We start from the raw sequence: 17,851 nt of genomic DNA on the forward strand, positions 1-17,851 counted from the left end.
GTTCCGGCGGCGGTCAGGCGGCGTTCGGCGGCGGTCGGTGTCGGCTCCGGCAGCGGCCGGGGTGGAGGCTCCGGCGGCGCCGGCGGCGGCTCCGGCGGCTCCGGCGGCGGTCAGGGCGGCGGTTCCGGCGGCGGCCAGGGTGGAGGCTCCGGCGGCGGCCAGGGCGGCGGTTCCGGCGGCGGCCAGGGCGGCGGTTCCGGCGGCGGCCAGGGTGGCGGTTCCGGCGGCGGCCAGGGCGGCGGTTCCGGCGGCGGCCAGGGTGGAGGCTCCGGCGGCGGCCAGGGCGGCGGTTCCGGCGGCGGTCAGGGTGGCGGCAAGGGCGGCTGAACCTTGTCGACGTCAAGCACAGGAAGCATCGAGGCCTTGTCTCCAAGTCCATCGCCATCTCCGGCCGGCGATCGTTCAACGGCGAAGGGAGCGCAGGCGACCGAAGCCGGAGCGGGTTCGCTCTTCTCAACTAGCCTGAGGGCGACGCGACGTGCGATCCTGACATCCGGCGTCGCGATCGCGCTCTACGCTTCCGGCTTTCTGGAATTCGCGGAACTGCGCCTGCTGGAGATCCGCTTCGCATTTGCGGAACGCGTCGTCTCCGAAGAGATTTTGCTCGTCGAGATCGATCGCCAAAGCCTCGACGAGATCGGGGTCTGGCCGTGGCCGCGGCGCATCCACGGCCTCGCCTTGGACCGACTCGATGCGGCCGGGGCGGCCTCCGTCTCTTTTGACGTCGATTTCAGCGCGCGCTCAATCCCGGAAGAGGATGCGGCGTTGGCGCGATCGCTGGCGCGGGCCGAGGCCCCGGTATTTCTGGCGGCTTTTTCAGACCCGGACGGTGGCGCCGAAGTCGCGCCGATGGACGACCTGCTGAACGAAGCGGAGCCGGCCTCGGTCCTCATGCCGCTGCAAGAGGACGGTCGAATCTGGCGCGCCATCCCGGAAAGAACGTTCCGCGGCGGCGCGATGGCCGCAATGTTCGTCGAACTCGCAGAGATGGACCCGGAGCCGGAGCCCTTCTGGATCGACTTCAGCTTCGATCCGGAAACAATCTCCGTCATCCCCTTCGTCGACATCGCCGCGGGCCGCTTCGATCCAGCGGAAATCAAGGGACGTCGAATTCTGATCGGCGCAACGGCCGTCGAGCTCGGAGACATCGCGCCGGCCCCGCGCTTCGGCTCGCTGCCGGGGCCGGTGATCCAGATTCTGGCGGCGCAAAGCATTGATGATGGAAGGCAGTTGCAGCGCGCCCCGGCGCTGCTTGTTGCCGCGTTCACCGCGCTGGTCGCGTTCCTCGCGGCGCTTACCCAGTTGCAAGCGAACCTGCGCTCCGTGATCGCCTCCCTGAGCGGAGGCGGCGGCCTCGCCTTCTCAGCATCGGTGCTGACGCAGGCGCAATGGCCGCTCATCCTCGATGTCGCGCCTGCGGTCGTCGCCCTCGCCCTGAGCGTGCCGGTCGCCTACGCGGGCCGAGTCGCCCAACTCGATATACGTCTTCTCGCCAAGTCGCTGGCCCTCAACCGGGCCAACCTTTTCATGAGCCGGGTCGCCGAAAACCTTGAAGACGGTCTCGTCACGCTCGACTCGTCGGGAGCGGTGAAGACGCTCAACCGCGCGGCTTCGGACCTATTCCTCGTGGATCGCGATGATGTTGCGAAGTCGCTTGCCATCGGCAGCTACTGCCTCTGGCCGCGACTTCGAGATCTGGAGGACATGCGCCAAGCCCTGACAAATGGATCCTGGAACGGCCATCGCCGCAGGGCCGTCTGCGCCAGAGAGAACGGGGAACGCTTCTACGCCGAGGTCGCGGTGACCTCTATCGACGAGGAGAGCGACCGGGTCTGGATCGTTCTCGTTCGCGATGTGACAGGGATCGTGCAGGCGGAGCGCGCGGCGAGGCGGCGCGAGGCGCTGCTTCGCGATCTGAAGGTCAGGGCGGAAGCGGCGACGCGAACGAAGACGGAGTTCGTGGCGACGATGAGCCATGAACTCCGGACCCCGCTGAACTCCATCATCGGGTTCTCAAGCATCATGAACGATGAGGCTTTCGGCCCGCTCGGGGCCGACGCCTACAAGCAGATGTCGGGCGAGATCAGGAACAGCGGCGCGCGCCTCCTCAGGCTGCTCACGCACATACTCGACTACGCCAACGCGGAGATAGACAGGTTGACCATCGACACGGCGCCGGTCGACATCGTCGAATTGACCCGGGAGGCCGTCAGGCTCCAGAGCGCTCGGGCGGAGCAGGCGGGGATCGACGTCGCCTTCTCGGCGGCCGGCCCGAAGTATCCGCTGGATGTGGACAGGCTCGCGATCCAGAAGGCTATCGGCAACATCCTGAGCAATGCGATCCGGTTTTCAGAAGCGGGAGGCGCCGTCCGGATCACTGTGGGGGAGGCCGCGAACGGCGGCGCGGACATCGTCATCTCTGACGATGGGCTCGGCATGCCGCCTTCGTTCCTTGCGCGCTGCTGCGAGCCCTTCGAGCAGGTCGACAAATCTGCGAGCCGGGGTTTCGAAGGCGCCGGCCTCGGCCTGACTGTGGCAAAGGCATTCATTGAACGTCACGGTGGAACCTTGTCGCTTCGATCCACGCTTCATGTGGGCACGACAGCCACGATTCACCTCCCGGGAGCCCCCGTCACGCCTCGATCGGCCTCGCCGGCCGACGGGCCCGCCTGACGTATCCCGCTAGTCTCGCTTCACGCGAAGGGCGGGCGATGATGCCATCGAGAAGAGAGTTGGCTCGGGAAATCTGAACGGGAGTTCTGAGTGGTGAAGCCGCTCGAGATCGGCAAGAAGATTGCCGAGAAGCGAGGAGCGACCATTACGTAACGACCATGCCGGAACCACAGCCGGGCCTTCAAGGCGAAGGTGGCGATTGCGGCCATCGAGGGGGAGAAGACGCTGGTGGAGCTGGCGCAGCAGTTCGATGTGCTTGCGAACCAGATCACACAATGGCGCGGGGAGCTTCTGGAGGGTGCGACGGCGGTCTTCGGTGATGGCGCCAAGGCCGACGCGGCTCCGGCGGTCGACGTGAAGGTCCTGCATGCGAAGCTCGGCGAGCTGACGCTGGCCGACGATTTTTTAGAGGGCGCGCTCGGCAAGGCCGGACTGCCGGCGAGCGCAAGACGATGATCGACAGGTCCCATGGACTGCCGCTGAGCGGGCAAGCGAAGGCGCTCGGAATCAGCCGGGGCAGCGTCTGCTATCTGGCCCGCCTAGCCTCGGAGGCCGACCTGGCGCTGATGCGGCGCATAGACGAATTGCACCTCGATCATCCGTTCGCCGGCAGCCGGATGCTGCGGGACATGCTGAAGGCGGAAGGCCGCGAGGTCGGCCGCAGGCACGTTGCGACGCTGATGAAAAAGATGGGCGTCGAGGCAGCCTGCCGGCGGCCGAACACGTCGAAGCCGGCGCCGGGGCACAAGATCTATCCATATCTGCTGCGCAACCTGGCGGTGACACGGCCCAACCAGGTCTGGGCGACCGACATCACCTACGTGCCCATGGCGCGGGGGTTCGCCCTGATCCGCGATCGGCAGAAGGAGATCCGTCAGGCCCGCATCGCCGCTTGACACACAGAAGGGCGTCCAGGGAAGCCAGTTCACCTCTACCGACTTCACCAAGGTTCTGAAGGCCGCCGAAATCGGGATCAGCATGGACGACAAGGGGGCGGCGCATACGCCGACGGCGCGACAATGTCTTCGTCGAACGGCTCTGGTGGACGATCAAATACGAGGAGGTCTATCTCAGTGCCTGCGCCGGCGTCTCCGAAGCCCGCGCTTCGATCAGCCGGCATCTCGGTTTCTACAACAGCAAGAGGCCGCATTCATCGCTTGGCGGGAAAACCCCCGACCAAGCATACATCAACTTGGCGACGCCGATCCCGGCGGCAGCCTGAAAGGGGCGGCCGACCCACTCACAAACACCCCGGACGGTGTTCAGACAAGCCGAGCCACCTCTGCCTATGACCTCGAAATGCGCTTTGTGAGGATGCACGCGCCCTCTCGGAGCGGATCACAAGCTTAATGTCATTTATCAAGTATTTTTTGCAAAATTCTATTTTCTTTGTATTTTATTGCTCGCGATCAGTAGCGAACCAAGGCGGGCCTTGCGCTTATCCGTGCGAAGCCGTGAGATTTCATCCGTCAGCACGCGGCGCACGCACGCGCATGGCGCGCTACGGGGCGACGCGCCATCTTTTTCCGGCGAGACGACTTTCAGGCTGCTGGGAGATCCGGGAAGAGCGCGCGCCGCTTCTGCGCCCGCGCCGTGATCGCCTCGGTGAGGTCGGCGGCGCGGAGCGCGCCGGCATTCCATGTCGCGATCTGGTCCAGCCCGTCCGCGACGGAATGCTCCGCGGCGTAGACGAGGGACCGCTTCACCCCTGCGGCGGCGAGCGGGGATTTCGCCGCGATCTCACCCGCCATGGCGAGCGCCGCGGCGACTGTCGCCTCCCGTCCGTCATGGAGCGCGTTCAGGAGGCCCCAGCCCCGCGCCTCCTCGGCGGTGAAGCGACGGCCGGTGAGGCAAAGCTCGCGCGCTATCCCTGGCGGAATGAGACGCGGCAGGCGCTGGAGCGTGCCCACATCGGCCGCCATGCCGATATTGATCTCCTCCACCGCGAAGACGGCTTCGACCGAGGCGATGCGGATGTCCGCCGCCGTCACGAGGTCGATTCCGCCGCCGATGCACGCGCCGTGGATGGCTGCGATGACGGGGAAGCGCGCGTCCTCCAGCGCGGTGATCGAGCGCTGGAGCCTGAGGATCAGCGCGCGGAGCGCATAGGCGCCGCGCCCGGGCTCCCCCTCGGCGAGCTTCGTTATCCCCTCGAAGGCGGAGAGATCCATACCGGCGGTGAAGTGCCGCCCTTCGCCCGATATCACCAGCGCGCGGCATGACGCGTCCGCCTCCAGCGCGGCGATATGGGCCGGCAGCTCCTCCCAGAACTCCGGGCTCATGGCGTTCGCCTTGTCGGGGCGGGCCATGACGAGATGCGCGACGGCGCCGCCGAATTCCGCGGGCCGCTCAAGCCGGAAGAAGCCGCTCACGAACCCGCCCTCCGGCGGAGCCCCGGCGGGGGCGGGTCGTTCGGCGCGCCGGCGAAGCACTGCGCGACCGCCATCCAGCGCGCCGCGTTCGGCCCGGTCGCGCGGAGGTCGACATCGGCGACGTTCCGTGTCTGCGCCACGACCTGCGCGAAGCCGACGGCGGAGCCCTCCACGCGCTCGTCCTCGCGCGGCTCGTTCCATTCCCAGATTGCGCCGGAGGGGCCGGTCAGCCGGACGAAGGGCGCGGGCTCCGGCGGCGTCTCGCCCCGGTTCACGAAGGTCCAGCCATAGGTCGCGACGCCGAGATGGCAGATATTGCGCACCCGGTCTGCCTCCTCCCGCTCCCGCCCGAGGATGTCGAACACTTCCTGCCCGTGCGCCCAGGTCTCCATCTGGCGGGCGGTGATCATGGAGCGGGCGGACATGTCCGGCCCGGCCCATTTCAGGCGCCGCTTCGGATCGACGTCGAGATAGGCGTCCGCCGTCCGCTCCGCCGTCTCGGCCCAGGCGTCGCGGAGCGCCGCGCCGCGGAGGCCGCCGAGCCCTTCGTCCAGCCATGCGTCCTGCGCCGCGATCATCGAGCGCCCCTCCGCGATGGCGGCGAAGACGGGGCTGAGGAAGGCGTCGAAGGCGCCGTCCTCCTGCAGGCTCAGCTGCGCCGCGATGTTGAACATGTGGAGATGGCCCAGCACCTCCTCGATCGTCCAGCCCTTGAAGAGCGTCTCCGCCTTCAGCGCGTGGTCGTCAAGCGGGGCGAGGATCGCGGCGAGGGCGCGGGATTCGGCGCGGAAATCATCCGCCTCCCGCATCTCAGCGGAATCCGCCGGAGCGGACGCGGTTCCTGTCCCTGTCGCGGCGGGAGGACATCGGCTGGAAGGCGACGGCGACATGCGCCTCGCAATAGGGCTTTCCGGGATGGCAGGGCAGGCCGCAGAAGAAGAAATCATCCGTCGCCGGGTCGCCGATCGGCCACTTGCAGGTCCGCTCCGTGAGTTCGAGCAGGGTGATGCGCTTCGCCTTCCGCTCCATCAGCGCCAGCGTCTCCGCCGTGCGCTGCGCGTCCTCGATCATCGCGGGGGTGGGGGGCGGCGGCTCGCGCCGGCCGGTCTGCGCGGCGGCGGCGGGCGCGGGCTGGGCGGCGGGCGCCCGGGAGGCGACGGGTTCCGGCTCCGGCTCCGGAGCCGGCGCGGCGGCCTCTTCCGGCTCCGGCGCCTCGACGACGACGGGCGTCTCCTCCGGTTCGGGAGCCGCCTTCGCCTCGGCTTCGGTCTTGCCGCCCGCCGTCCGGTTCGAAAGGCCAAGGCGGTGGACCTTGCCGATCACCGCATTGCGCGTCACGCCGCCGAGGGTCTTCGCGATCTGGCTCGCGCTCTGGCCCTCGTTCCACATGGATTTCAGCATCTCGACGCGCTCGTCGGTCCAGGACATGGCTCGCTCCGGTTGATCGTCTCGCCGGAGGCCCCGGCGGAAGGCGCGCATTCTAGCCGCGGGCGGCCGCGATGCAAGCGCGGGGCGCGCCGCCTTCAGGCGCCGGACAGCCCCGCGGCGGCGAAATCGAGCCGCCAGGCGGCGAGCGCGCGGCTGTCCCCGCCATAGACATAGGCGGCCCAGTCGAGCGCCCTTCGGGCTTCACGCGCCGCCTCCGAGCCGCGACCGAGTTCGGAGAGCGCCAGCGCGCGCCAGCGCAGCGCATGGGCGAGCCGCCAGTCGGCCCCGTGCCGGGCGAGGACGGTGACGGCGGGGTCGAGCGCGGCGAGCGCCTCGGCGGGCTCCCCCCGGCGCATCAGGACGGCGGCGAGATCGCCCCGAAGATCGGCGAGGCGCAGCGAATCCGGCCCGAGCCGGCGGAGCAGCAGCCGCTCCCCCTCCCGCAGCAGCGCCGCCGCCTCCGCCTCCCGCCCGGCGAAGAACGCGATGTGCCCCGCCTCCAGAATTGCGGCGGGCAGCCGGTGATCCTCGGGCCCGAAGGCCTCCGCCTCACGTATCGCCCGCCGGGCCCAGACGAAGCGTTCCGCCGACGCCTCCGCCGTGGCCGCGCGGGCGGCGAGGGCCGCGTAAGCCCCGTCCCGCGGGCCGGGCGGCCGCGTCGCCTCGCCTTGCGCGAGCGGGGCTAGCACGGCCCGGGCGGCGCGCCGCGCCTCCGCCTCGCCCATGCCGGCGCGCATCGACGGGTCGTAGAGGGCGCGCAGCATGAGGAGGTCGAAGGCCGTCGTCTTCACCTGGACGTTGTCGTCGTTGAAGATCGAATCCTCGAGCCTCAGGATGTCGTTCGCCGGGCCGAGCGCCTGGGTCACCTCCTCCTCGATGCAGGCGCGGATCTCGTGCGGCGCGGCATGGGCCGGCAGGAAGACGGTGATCGCCTCGAACCGCTCCAGCCCGCGCCAGAAGGGCCGGCCCTCCGCCGCCGCCTTTCGGAATTCCGGCCAGCCGCCCGAAAAGGGGAGGAAGAAGCAGAGGGCGTCCTCCGCCACGGCCGACATTTCATCGGCGGGGGCCGTCCTGAGCGTGATCTCCCCTTCGCCTCCCTCAGCCAGCGAGAGGTCGAGGCCCGGCGCGCCCGCGCTCAGCCGCGCGACGAGATCGGCCGCGTAGGGCCGGTAGGCCGCCAGTTCCGGCCCGGCGAGCGCGATGCGAACCGGGCCTTCGAAGCGGAGCAGGGCTTCGTTCCGGTCGCCCCATTCGGTGACGAAGACGAGTTCGAGGAAATCCTCCGTCAGGCTTTCGGCGGACCAGTCGCCGCCGTTCCGGCCGATCTTCTCTCCGTATCCGGGGTAATCCGGGCGCGGGGCGAGCTCGTGCGGGCGCGACCGGTCCGCCTCGCGATAGACTTCGTCCGGGCCGGGCCCCGCCGCGCAGCCCGCCAGCGCGAGAAGGAGGAGCGCGGCGCGCCCGTTCACCGCCGGTAGACGATGAACGGGGTCTTCTTCGCCACCCGGTCATAGAGCCGCCGCGCGGTGGCGTTGAAGTCCTGCGTCAGCCAGTAGACGGAGGGGCAGCCCGCCGCGTCCGCCGCGGCATAGACCGCCTCGATCAGCGCGCGGCCCGCGCCAGTTCCCCGCGCGGCCTCGTCCACATAGAGGTCCTGCAGGTAGCAGGTGTTCTCTATCTTCCAGCCGTGGCGGTGGAAAACGTAATGCGTGAGGCCCAGGGCCGCACCGTCCTTCTCCGCGATCAGGCCGTGGAAATCCTGCGGATCGTCGCCGAGGAGGCGGCGCCAGTGCGTCTCGTATATCTCCTCGGGCAGGACGGTCTCGTAGAAGGCGAGATAAAGAGTCCAGAGCCGGCGCCAATCGGCATGGTCGCGGGATTCGAGCGGGCGGATCGTCAGCATGGCGCCTCAGGCGAAAAGGGCGGTCACCGGAACGGAGAGCGCGGTCGAAAGGATAACCGCCTTCGCCGCGCTGTCCACCTTCACGCCGTAGCGGAGCCCGAGCACGAAGGCCATCGCCCCGCAGGGCGCGGCGAAGACGAGCGGCGACGGGCCCGCCCAGGCCGCGGTCGGCTCCACGACGGCCCCGAGCAGGACGACGCCGAGGAGCGGATGGACGACGCATTTCATCCCGGTCGCCGCGAGAGCCGGGCCGCCGAATCGCGAGAGATCGGCGCCGGAGAGGATGACGCCGAGCGCAAAGAGCGAGGCCGGCGCGGCCGAGCCGGCGGCGAGTTCGAGAAACCGGTCCACGCCCTCATGGAGGCCGAGCCCGGTGAGGTTGAAGACGAAGCCGGCGAGAATCGCGAGGATGAGCCGGTTGCCGACGATGGAGCGCAGCGTCGCCGCAGTCCCGGCCCTGCCTGTCATCGCCTCGAGAAGCAGGATCGTCGCGACGAGTATCCCGAGCGTGTCCACCGCGATCATCGTTGCGATCGGGGTCGCCGCGCCCGGCCCGTAGAGGCTCTCGGCGATGGGCAGGGCGAAGAACACATGGTTCGGGAAGGCCCCGGCCATGCCGACGATCAGCGCCTCCGGCGGCGCAAGGCCGAAGCCGAGGCGGCAGACGAGATAGCCGAAGCCGTAGAGCAGAACGAGGCTCGCCTCGTAGGCGAGGAGAACCGGCCAGTCGATCTCCCCGAGGTCGACCGTAGCCATAAGACGGAAGAGGAGGCAGGGGACGGCGAGGCCGACCACATAGGCGTTCACCCCCTCCGCCGCGCCCCGGCCGAACGCGCCCCTGAGGCCGAAGGCGAAGCCGATGGCGGGAAAGGCGAAGACCGGAAGGATGGCGAACTGGAGGGCGTCGAGAACGGCGCCCACCTACTGCCCCTGGCGCCTCCGGTTCATGAACATCAGCCGCTCGAGCAGATGCACGTCCTGCTCGTTCTTCAGGAGCGCGCCGTGGAGCTTCGGCAGCGCCTCCGCCGTGTCGCCCTTCAGGTCGGCGGCGGTCATGTCTTCCGCCATCAGGAGGCGCAGCCAGTCCAGCGCTTCCGAGGTCGAGGGCTTCTTCTTTAGGCCCGGCGTCTCCCGCAGTTCGTAGAACTGCGTCAGTGCGGCGTGGACAAGGCTCTTCTTCACGCCGGGGAAGTGGACGTCCACGATCTCCTGCATGGTCTCGATGTCGGGGAAGCGGATGTAGTGGAAGAAGCAGCGGCGCAGAAACGCGTCCGGCAACTCCTTCTCGTTGTTGGAAGTGATGATGACGATGGGCCGGCGCCGCGCGCGGATCGTCTCCCCCGTCTCGTAGACGTAGAATTCCATCCGGTCGAGCTCCTGCAGGAGGTCGTTCGGGAATTCGATATCCGCCTTGTCTATCTCGTCGATCAGGAGAACGACCTTCTCCTCCGCCTCGAACGCCTCCCACAGCTTGCCCTTGCGGATGTAGTTCGCGACATCGCCCACGCGGGCGTCGCCGAGCTGGCTGTCGCGGAGGCGGCTGACCGCGTCATATTCGTAGAGGCCCTGCTGCGCCCGCGTGGTCGATTTCACCGACCATTCGAGGAGCGGCAGGCCGAGCGCCTTCGCGATCTGGCGCGCGAGCTCCGTCTTGCCGGTTCCGGGCTCGCCCTTTACCAGAAGCGGTCGCTCGAGCGTGATGGCGGCGTTCACCGCGACCGTAAGGTCGCCCGTCGCCACATAATCCTTGGTTCCGTCGAATCGCACGTCTGTCCCTTTCACATCTCAAGGGCGAGTTCTAACGCCACGCTCCATCGGATGAAAATCGATTCCTTTCTTAAGGGTTTCCATCGACAGCTTCGTCGATCCGCGCTATAGCCCGCCCGCGAACAGGAGCGGCCCTGCGCCGCGCGTGTTGGGGACCGGAAATCGATGAACAAGCATGTCGAACTATCCGCCGACTATTTCCCGTCGGAGGATGAGCCCTTCATGTGCGAACGGCACCGGGAATACTTCCGCCGGAAGCTTCTTGACTGGAAGGAATCGATTCTCAACGAGAGTCGTGAGACTGTCCGGGAAATGCAGGAAGACGCACGCAACATTCCCGACCTCGCTGATCGCGCTTCCGAGGAGACCGACCGGGCGCTGGAGCTCAGGACGCGGGATCGCCAGCGCAAGCTGATTGGCAAGATCGACGCCGCGCTCCGCCGCATCGAGGACGGGTCCTATGGCTATTGCGAGGACACCGGCATGCCGATCTCCCTCCGCCGGCTCGACGCCCGCCCGATCGCCACGCTCTCCCTCGAGGCGCAGGAGCGGCACGAGCGGCGCGAGAAGGTCTATCGCGACGATTGACGGGGCAGGGGGCGCCGCGCGGCGCCCTCGCTCAGATCGAGAAGCTCGTCCCGCAGCCGCAGGAGCTCGTCGCATTCGGGTTGTCGATTGCGAAGCGCGCTCCGATCAGCTCGTTCCTGAAATCGATCTTCGATCCCGAGAGGAACGGCAGCGAGACCGGGTCGATCAGAACCGCCGCCTCGCCCGCGGGGAGCACCAGATCATCCTCCGCGGCGTCGTCCTCCAGCGTAAACTCGTAGGAAAAGCCCGAACAGCCGCCCCCGAGCACGGCGACGCGGAGATTCTTCCGCGCGCCCTCCGCCTTCGCGATGGCGGCGAGGCGCGCGGCGCAGCTTTCCGTCACGGTGATGGGAAGGGTCAGGCTCATGCGGCGCTCTCCCGGCGGGCTTTGCACGTCTCGGCTGAAGAGATATGGGTTCGTGCGATGAGCGGCAAGGGCGCGAGGCGCGAGGCCATGAACCGGATACCCCTTGCTCCCTACGCGACCGACTGGCGCGAAAGCCGCGGGCGGCTGCATGAAGAGCCCGGCAGCGCGCACCGCACCCCGTTCCAGCGCGACCGGGACAGGATCATCCATTCCTCCGCCTTCCGCCGCCTGAAGCACAAGACGCAGGTCTTCGTCGAACATGAGGGGGATCACTACCGGACGCGGCTCACGCACAGCCTCGAAGTGGCGCAGATCGCGCGGACCGTAGCGCGGACCCTTGGCGCGGACGAGGATCTGGCGGAGGCCGTGGCGCTCGCCCATGATCTCGGCCACACGCCCTTCGGGCATACCGGGGAGGATGCGCTGGCGGCGGCGATGGAGCCTTTTGGCGGGTTCGATCACAACGCGCAGGCGCTCCGCATCGTCACCGAACTCGAACATCGCTACGCAGGGTTCGACGGACTGAACCTCACCTGGGAGGCGCTGGAGGGCATCGCCAAGCATAACGGCCCCGCCCTGCCGCCGCACCCGGCAGCGCTCGCGGAGGCGGAGGCGGGATGGAGCCTCGAACTTTACACCCATTCGGGCGTCGAAGCGCAGATCGCCGCCCTTTCCGACGATGTGGCGTATAACGTCCACGATCTCGACGACGGGCTCCGCGCCCGGCTCTTCTCGCTGGACGATCTCGCGGGGCTCCCGCTCGTGGGGCCGGCGCTTGCGGAGGTGGACGCGCGCTGGCCCGGGCTCGACGAGCCTCGCCGTTCGGGCGAGGCGTTCCGCCGCGTCTTCGGCGCAATGGTGGAGGACATGCTGGGTGAGACCAGCGACCGCCTCGCCGCGGCCGCGCCGGAAAGCCCGGCGGCGCTCCGAGCTCTCGGCGCGCCGGTCGTCGCCTTTTCACCGGAAATGGAGGCGGGGGTGGGGGAGGTCCGCGCGTTCCTCTTCGCGCGGATGTATCGCCATCCGGCGGTGCTGGCGATGCGGGAGAAGGCGGCGAAGGTCGTCTCAGATCTCTTCGCCGGCTTCATGGCGGAGCCGGAGCGGCTGCCAGTCGAATGGGGCGGCGCGGCGCTCGGCGCTCGGGGCGAGGCGGCGCTGGCGCGCGTCGTCTCCGACTACATCGCCGGCATGACGGACCGGTTCGCGCTGCAGGAGCATCGCCGCATCGGGGGCGGCTAGCGCGGCCGGGAGCCGCCGCGGGACGGAGGAGTTGGAAGCCGCGGCGCGCCCGTGCTAGAGCGCGCGCGATCCTCGAGAGGCCGACCATGACAGAGACTGCAAACCCTTTCGCCGCCGTCGCCGCGCTGATCGACGGGGCGCTCGACGCGCTGGCGGCCGAGGGCGCGCTGCCGCCCGGGCTCGACCGGCGCGCCGTCACGGTGGAGCCGCCGCGCGACCCGGCCCATGGCGACATGGCGACCAACGCGGCGATGGCGCTGGCGAAGCCTGCGGGGACAAACCCGCGCGCGCTCGCCGGCCTTCTCGCGCCGAAGCTGGCGGAGGACGCGCGGATCACGGCGGCGGAGGTCGCGGGGCCGGGCTTCATCAACCTCCGGCTCTCTCCGTCCGTCTGGCTCGGCTCCATTTCCGCCGCCCTCGCCGCCGGCCCGGATTTCGGGCGCGGGGCGCCGAACGGACGGCGGGTGAATGTCGAATACGTCTCCGCCAATCCGACCGGGCCGCTCCATGTCGGCCATGCCCGCGGCGCGATCTTCGGGGATGCGCTCGCCGGTCTCCTCGAATTTGCAGGCTGGGAGGTCACGCGGGAATACTACATCAACGATGCAGGCGCGCAGGTGGACGTGCTCGCCCGCTCCGCCCATTTCCGCTATCAGGAAGCGCATGGCCGCGCGGTCGAGATCGCGCCCGGCCTCTATCCCGGCGACTATCTCGCGCCCGTAGGCGTCGCCATGAAGGCGGTGTTCGGCGACACGCTGCTGGATCGGCCGGAGGCCGAATGGCTGCCTGTCGTGCGCGAGTTCGCGATCACCGCGATGATGGGGATGATCCGGGAGGATCTGGCGGCGCTCGGCGTGACGATGGACCGCTTCCAGTCCGAGGCGGCGCTGGCCGCCGAGGGGAAGGTCGAGGCGGCGCTCGCGCGGCTCTCGGAACAGGGCCTCATCTATCAGGGCGTGCTCGAGCCGCCGAAAGGCAAGACCCCGGAAGACTGGGAGCCGCGGGAGCAGACGCTCTTCCGCTCCACTGCCTATGGCGACGACGTGGACAGGCCGGTGAAAAAGTCTGACGGCGGCTGGACTTACTTCGCCCCCGACATCGCCTATCACTTCGACAAGGTGAGCCGGGGCTATGACCTCCTGATCGACGTCTTCGGGGCCGACCATGGCGGCTATGTCAGCCGCATGAAGGCTGTCGTCGCCGCGCTGTCCGAGAGGAAGACGCCGCTGGATGTGAAGCTTGTTCAGCTCGTGAAGCTCTTCCGGAACGGGGAGCCCTTCAAGATGTCGAAGCGGGCGGGGGATTTCGTCACGCTCCGCGACCTCGTCGACCAGGTCGGGCCGGACGTCGCCCGTTTCACCATGCTGATGCGGAAGAACGACGCGCCGCTCGATTTCGACTTCGCGAAGGCGATGGAACAGTCCAAGGACAATCCGGTCTGGTATGTGCAATACGCGAACGCGCGGGCGCATTCGGTGCTCCGGAGCGGCGCCGAGGCCGGGATCGGCGATGCGGAGATCGGGGCGGCGGACCTTTCCGCATTGACCCATGAGGGCTGGATCGAGATCGCGAAGAAGGTGGCCGAATGGCCGCGGCTCATGGAGATGGCGGCGGAGAGCCATGAGCCCCATCGTGTCGCCTTCTACCTCTATGACCTCGCCGGCGCCTTCCATGCGCTCTGGAACCGGGCGCGCGAGGAGGACGCTTTGCGCTTCCTTCAGGCGGGGGATGAAGCCGGCGCGCCGGCGCGTCTGGCGATGGCGAAGGCCGTTTCCGTTGCGATCTCGGCCGGGCTTGGTATCCTCGGTGTGACCCCGGCGACCGAAATGCGGTGAACGCAGGCGCATTTAGGGGTTGGAGCAGCAGGCGACCACCATATAAGGTGGCGCAAAGGCACAGGCGAACAACCCCATGCGGGATGATTCTTATCTGGATTCCGCCTTAGAGGCGAAAACCGCGGCCCCCTCGTGGCGCGCAGGCGCGTTGACGGCGGTCGGCGCCGGCCTTTCGCTGGTGATTCTCGTTGGCGTCGTCACCTGGGCCTACCGGCTTGGCGTGCGCGATGCGACGGATATCCCGGTGATCCGGGCGGAGGCGGGATTGACCCGCGTTCGGCCGGAGGACCCGGGCGGGCAGGTCGCCCCGCATCAGGAGCGCGCCGTGTTCGAAGCGGTCACGGGCTCCGCGCCGGTCCAGCCTGTCGAGACGGCGCCGCTTGCGCCGCCGCCGGAGACGCTGGCGGAGGAGGATGTCGCGCCGGTGGCCCTCGCCCCCGAACCGGAGGCGCGGCCGGAGGCTCCCGCCGCGCCCGAGGCTGCGGCCCCGGGCGATGCGGCCGCCCTGACGGAGGATGCGGCGGGGCCGGCGGCGGACGCGGAGACTTCGGCCGATCCGCTGGCCGCGGCGGTCGAGGCGGCGGTGGCAGAGGCGCTCGCCGCCGCGCCATCCTCCGAAGAGGCCGTGGACAGCCCGTCGGAGGACGCCGGCGACGGCGCGCCCCGCTTCGCCCCTGTCGCCGCGCCGCGCCCGAGCGCCGCCGCGGCGGCGGCCTCCGCCCCTTCCGCCCGCCCGGCGCCGCCGGGCGCGGATGCGGTCGCCGCGAGCGCCGTGCAGATACAGCTCGGCGCCTTCGAGAGCGAGGCGGTGGCGGAAAGCCAATGGGCCGCGATCCGCGGCGGCAACGCCGATCTACTCGGCTCCCTCGGCCGGGCCATCACGCCCGTGCAATCCGGCGGCCGGACGCTCTGGCGGCTCAGGGCCGGCCCGTTCGAGAGCATCGGCGAGGCGGCCGCGCTCTGTCGCGCCCTCTCGCTTCGGCGGCAGGACTGCATCGTGGCGCGGGCGCGATGAGCGCGCCCTCGGCGCTGATCTTCGGCTGCGCCGGCCCGGCGCTCGACGCGCGGGAGCGGGACTTCTTTCGTGAGGCGAACCCCTGGGGTTTCATCGTCTTTGCACGGAATGTCGTGAACCCTGCGCAGCTCGCCGCGCTGACCGCCTCGCTCAGGGAGACGGTCGGGCGGGCGGCGCCAGTGCTCGTCGATCAGGAGGGCGGCCGCGTGGCCCGGCTCCGACCGCCGCACTGGCGCGCCTATCCGCCGGTGCGGGCCGAGGTTCAGGGGCGGCCGCTTGAGGACGCGGCGGAGAGTCTCGCCCTCCGCTACAGGTTGATCGCGCATGATCTTCATGCGGCGGGAATCGACGTGAACTGCGCCCCGCTGCTCGATGTCGCCGCCCCGGAGCTGACAGACGCGATCGGCGACCGCGCGCTCGGCGACGATCCGGCGCGGGTCGCCGCGCTCGGGCGGGCGGTGCGACAGGGGCTGGAGGCGGGCGGGGTTCTCCCGGTCGTCAAACATTTGCCGGGCTATGGCCGCGCGGCGGTGGACCCGCATCTCTCTCTTCCCGCGGTGAAGGCGCCGCTCTCCACCCTTACCGGCGATTTCGCCCCGTTCCACGCGCATCGGGACGCGCTGATGGGGATGACGGCGCATCTCCTGATCGAGGCGGTGGATCGCGAATATCCCGCCACCTTCTCCGGCCCCTGCATCGACCTCATCCGGGAGCGGATCGGCTTCGACGGACTGCTGATGACGGACGACATCTCGATGGGCGCGCTTTCGGGCTCCATCTCGGAGCGGACCGAGGCGGCGCTCGGCGCGGGCTGCGACGTGGTTCTCCACTGCAACGGCGACATGGCCGAAATGGAGGCGGCCGCCTCCGCGGCCCCGGCGCTGGAAGGCGCGGCGCTCCGGCGGGCGGAGGCGGTGGACGCCGCGCCGCGCAGGCCCGTTCCGATCGACATCGAGGCGGTGGAGCGGCGCTATCTCGCCCGCCGCCCGGCGCAGGACCGGGAGCCGCGTCATGCGTGACCAGAAGACCGGAACCGCCGCCGATTTCGAGACGCCCGCGCGCTCTCTCCTGACCGCCCCGCATGCAAGGGGCGAGGCGCCGGAGGCGCTGCTGGTCGATGTGGACGGGTTCGAGGGGCCGCTCGACCTCCTCCTCGCGCTCGCCCGGTCGCAGCGGGTGGACCTCCGGCGCGTCTCCATCCTCCAGCTCGCCGAGCAATATCTCGCCTTCGTCGCCGCGGCGCGGCGGCTCCGGATCGAGCTGGCGGCGGATTATCTCGTGATGGCCGCCTGGCTCGCCTGGCTGAAATCCCGACTCCTTCTGCCTCCGCCCGATCCGGAAGAGGGACAGAGCGCGGAGGACATGGCCGCAGAGCTCGCATGGCGGCTCGAACGGCTGGAAGCGATGCGCAATGTCGGCGCGCGCCTCATGGCGCGGGATCAGCTGGGGCGGGACCGGTTCGCCCGCGGCGAGATCGAGGCGGTGGAGACGCGGCGCGAAGTGGTCTGGACCGCGACGCTCGCCGATCTGCTGAAGGCCTATGCCCGCGTCAAGACGAAGGAGAGCTACGAGCCGCTCCACTTCAAGCGCCCTCCGGTCTATGCGCTGGACGAGGCGGTGAAGCGCCTGTCCGGCCTTGTCGGCTGCGCGATGGACTGGACCGAGCTTTCCGCGTGGCTGCCGGCCGAATGGCTCGGTGCGCCTGAGCGGCGGCGCAGCGCGGCGGCGAGTTGCTTCGCCGCGTCGCTGGAGCTGGTGAAGCGTGGCGAAGCGGAGCTTCGGCAGGACGAGGCGTTCGGGCCGCTGCGCCTCCGCGCGCGGAGGCGGGATGCCGCCCGCGCCTGAGGATCCGGAGGACGGCGCGCTCTTCGCCGCCCCTCCGCTTTCCGAGCAGGAGCGGATGGTCGAGGCGCTGCTCTTCGCCTCCGCCGCGCCGATGACGACGCGGGAGATGGCGGAACGGATGCCGCATGGCTCCGACCCGGCGGAGGCGCTCGCCCGGCTCCGAAAGCGCTATGAGGGCCGGGGGGTGGAGCTGCGCCGCGTCGGGCAGGGCTGGGCGATCCGCACGGCGGCGGACCTCGCCTTCCTCATGCGGCGGGAGCAATCCGAGACGCGCCGCCTCTCCCGCGCCGCGGTGGAGACGCTGGCGATCATCGCCTATCATCAGCCGGTGACGCGCGCGGAGATCGAGGAGATCCGCGGCGTCTCCGTCTCTCGCGGAACGGTGGATATGCTGATCGAGCTTGAATGGGTGCGCCTCGGACGCCGGCGGATGACGCCGGGGCGGCCCGTCACTTTCGTCACCACGGAGGGCTTTCTCGATCATTTCGGCCTTGAAAGCCCGCGCGACCTGCCGGGCGTGAAAGAGCTGCGCGACGCCGGCCTGCTGGACAACCGCGGCGCCGCGGCGGAGGCGGAAGACGAAGAAGAAGAAGATGAAGCGCCCCCCGAAGAGGGCCAGGAGGACATGTTCGGAGACGGGGGCGCGCGATGATTCTGCGCCTGCTCCGGCGCCTCCTCGGGCGGCCGAAGCCGACGCGCGCGCCGCGCCGAAAGCGGGGCGAGCGGAAGGGAGACGAGGTGCTCTATCCGACCGACCGCTACACCGAGGACATGCAGCCGAAGAAGTGAGCCCGGGCGGCCGCGGCTCGCCCGATGGTT

The 17,851-nt window shown here is 69.5% G+C and carries 17 protein-coding genes and 1 pseudogene; 10 read left to right on the plus strand and 8 right to left on the minus strand.

From position 1 onward, the window contains the following. Positions 1-330 precede the first annotated feature (330 nt). The gene (locus ACE37J_RS14795; protein WP_409712255.1) at positions 331-2,673 is read left to right on the plus strand and encodes a CHASE2 domain-containing protein; all 2,343 of its coding nucleotides are present in this window, start codon (positions 331-333) and stop codon (positions 2,671-2,673) included. A 192-nt stretch (positions 2,674-2,865) separates the two neighbouring features. After that, positions 2,866-3,895, plus strand: a pseudogene (locus tag ACE37J_RS14800) (IS3 family transposase). A 319-nt stretch (positions 3,896-4,214) separates the two neighbouring features. Here the strand turns inward: ACE37J_RS14800 and ACE37J_RS14805 are convergent. The 7 genes from ACE37J_RS14805 to ACE37J_RS14835 form a co-directional block, all read right to left on the minus strand. Beyond that, positions 4,215-5,045, minus strand: coding sequence for a crotonase/enoyl-CoA hydratase family protein (locus tag ACE37J_RS14805; protein ID WP_409712257.1), 831 nt, complete (start codon positions 5,043-5,045; stop codon positions 4,215-4,217). After that, positions 5,042-5,854 (minus strand): TIGR03084 family metal-binding protein, encoded by an 813-nt coding sequence (locus tag ACE37J_RS14810; RefSeq protein ID WP_409712259.1) that lies wholly within the window; start codon positions 5,852-5,854, stop codon positions 5,042-5,044. The genes ACE37J_RS14805 and ACE37J_RS14810 overlap by 4 nt, the downstream gene beginning before the upstream one ends. 1 nt (position 5,855) lies before the next feature. Beyond that, positions 5,856-6,473 (minus strand): GcrA family cell cycle regulator, encoded by a 618-nt coding sequence (locus ACE37J_RS14815; RefSeq protein WP_409712261.1) that lies wholly within the window; start codon positions 6,471-6,473, stop codon positions 5,856-5,858. Positions 6,474-6,568: 95 nt separating this feature from the next. Further along, complete coding sequence (locus tag ACE37J_RS14820; RefSeq protein WP_409712263.1) at positions 6,569-7,942, minus strand: DUF2927 domain-containing protein; 1,374 nt, start codon at positions 7,940-7,942, stop codon at positions 6,569-6,571. Then, the gene (locus ACE37J_RS14825; RefSeq protein WP_409712265.1) at positions 7,939-8,376 is read right to left on the minus strand and encodes an N-acetyltransferase family protein; all 438 of its coding nucleotides are present in this window, start codon (positions 8,374-8,376) and stop codon (positions 7,939-7,941) included. Before ACE37J_RS14825 ends, ACE37J_RS14820 begins: the two co-directional genes overlap by 4 nt. A 6-nt stretch (positions 8,377-8,382) precedes the next feature. Then, the gene (locus tag ACE37J_RS14830) at positions 8,383-9,297 is read right to left on the minus strand and encodes an AEC family transporter (RefSeq protein ID WP_409712267.1); all 915 of its coding nucleotides are present in this window, start codon (positions 9,295-9,297) and stop codon (positions 8,383-8,385) included. Beyond that, positions 9,298-10,143 carry an AAA family ATPase gene (locus ACE37J_RS14835; protein WP_409712269.1) on the minus strand — a complete coding sequence of 282 codons (846 nt, stop codon included), beginning with the start codon at positions 10,141-10,143 and terminating at the stop codon, positions 9,298-9,300. Positions 10,144-10,308: 165 nt separating this feature from the next. On the opposite strand from ACE37J_RS14835, the gene dksA reads away from it, so the two are divergent. After that, positions 10,309-10,731 (plus strand): RNA polymerase-binding protein DksA, encoded by a 423-nt coding sequence (gene dksA, locus ACE37J_RS14840; protein WP_409712271.1) that lies wholly within the window; start codon positions 10,309-10,311, stop codon positions 10,729-10,731. 31 nt (positions 10,732-10,762) lie between these two features. Here the strand turns inward: dksA and erpA are convergent, their stop codons facing one another. After that, complete coding sequence (gene erpA / locus ACE37J_RS14845; protein WP_409712419.1) at positions 10,763-11,092, minus strand: iron-sulfur cluster insertion protein ErpA; 330 nt, start codon at positions 11,090-11,092, stop codon at positions 10,763-10,765. 93 nt (positions 11,093-11,185) lie between these two features. Between erpA and ACE37J_RS14850 the strand changes: the two genes are divergently transcribed. The 7 genes from ACE37J_RS14850 to ACE37J_RS14880 all read left to right on the plus strand — a co-directional run bounded on the left by ACE37J_RS14850 (position 11,186) and on the right by ACE37J_RS14880 (position 17,821). Then, positions 11,186-12,337 carry a deoxyguanosinetriphosphate triphosphohydrolase gene (locus ACE37J_RS14850; RefSeq protein WP_409712273.1) on the plus strand — a complete coding sequence of 384 codons (1,152 nt, stop codon included), beginning with the start codon at positions 11,186-11,188 and terminating at the stop codon, positions 12,335-12,337. Between the two features lie 86 nt (positions 12,338-12,423). Further along, positions 12,424-14,172, plus strand: coding sequence for an arginine--tRNA ligase (gene argS / locus ACE37J_RS14855; protein WP_409712275.1), 1,749 nt, complete (start codon positions 12,424-12,426; stop codon positions 14,170-14,172). 148 nt (positions 14,173-14,320) lie between these two features. Beyond that, the gene (locus tag ACE37J_RS14860; RefSeq protein WP_409712277.1) at positions 14,321-15,187 is read left to right on the plus strand and encodes an SPOR domain-containing protein; all 867 of its coding nucleotides are present in this window, start codon (positions 14,321-14,323) and stop codon (positions 15,185-15,187) included. Beyond that, complete coding sequence (locus tag ACE37J_RS14865) at positions 15,184-16,206, plus strand: glycoside hydrolase family 3 N-terminal domain-containing protein (protein WP_409712279.1); 1,023 nt, start codon at positions 15,184-15,186, stop codon at positions 16,204-16,206. Before ACE37J_RS14860 ends, ACE37J_RS14865 begins: the two co-directional genes overlap by 4 nt. Then, complete coding sequence (locus ACE37J_RS14870) at positions 16,199-17,032, plus strand: segregation and condensation protein A (protein ID WP_409712281.1); 834 nt, start codon at positions 16,199-16,201, stop codon at positions 17,030-17,032. The genes ACE37J_RS14865 and ACE37J_RS14870 overlap by 8 nt, the downstream gene beginning before the upstream one ends. Continuing rightward, positions 17,016-17,684, plus strand: a complete 669-nt coding sequence (scpB, locus tag ACE37J_RS14875; protein WP_409712283.1) for an SMC-Scp complex subunit ScpB — start codon at positions 17,016-17,018, stop codon at positions 17,682-17,684. Before ACE37J_RS14870 ends, scpB begins: the two co-directional genes overlap by 17 nt. Then, positions 17,681-17,821: a hypothetical protein gene (locus tag ACE37J_RS14880; RefSeq protein WP_409712285.1), complete on the plus strand. Its 141-nt coding sequence runs from the start codon at positions 17,681-17,683 to the stop codon at positions 17,819-17,821. The genes scpB and ACE37J_RS14880 overlap by 4 nt, the downstream gene beginning before the upstream one ends. Positions 17,822-17,851: the final 30 nt, after the last annotated feature.

This window comes from Pikeienuella sp., assembly GCF_046290545.1.
In the GTDB taxonomy this organism is placed as follows: Bacteria; Pseudomonadota; Alphaproteobacteria; order Rhodobacterales; family Rhodobacteraceae; genus Pikeienuella.

Excerpts from the sequence above, each read along its gene's own strand:
- ACE37J_RS14810 (WP_409712259.1), bottom strand. The coding sequence starts at position 5,854 with ATGCGGGAGGCGGATGATTTCCGCGCCGAATCCCGCGCCCTCGCCGCG.
- scpB (WP_409712283.1), top strand. The coding sequence starts at position 17,016 with ATGCCGCCCGCGCCTGAGGATCCGGAGGACGGCGCGCTCTTCGCCGCC.
- ACE37J_RS14825 (WP_409712265.1), bottom strand. The coding sequence starts at position 8,376 with ATGCTGACGATCCGCCCGCTCGAATCCCGCGACCATGCCGATTGGCGC.
- ACE37J_RS14850 (WP_409712273.1), top strand. The coding sequence starts at position 11,186 with ATGAACCGGATACCCCTTGCTCCCTACGCGACCGACTGGCGCGAAAGC.
- argS (WP_409712275.1), top strand. The coding sequence starts at position 12,424 with ATGACAGAGACTGCAAACCCTTTCGCCGCCGTCGCCGCGCTGATCGAC.
- ACE37J_RS14870 (WP_409712281.1), top strand. The coding sequence starts at position 16,199 with ATGCGTGACCAGAAGACCGGAACCGCCGCCGATTTCGAGACGCCCGCG.
- ACE37J_RS14880 (WP_409712285.1), top strand. The coding sequence starts at position 17,681 with ATGATTCTGCGCCTGCTCCGGCGCCTCCTCGGGCGGCCGAAGCCGACG.
- dksA (WP_409712271.1), top strand. The coding sequence starts at position 10,309 with ATGAACAAGCATGTCGAACTATCCGCCGACTATTTCCCGTCGGAGGAT.
- ACE37J_RS14815 (WP_409712261.1), bottom strand. The coding sequence starts at position 6,473 with ATGTCCTGGACCGACGAGCGCGTCGAGATGCTGAAATCCATGTGGAAC.
- ACE37J_RS14865 (WP_409712279.1), top strand. The coding sequence starts at position 15,184 with ATGAGCGCGCCCTCGGCGCTGATCTTCGGCTGCGCCGGCCCGGCGCTC.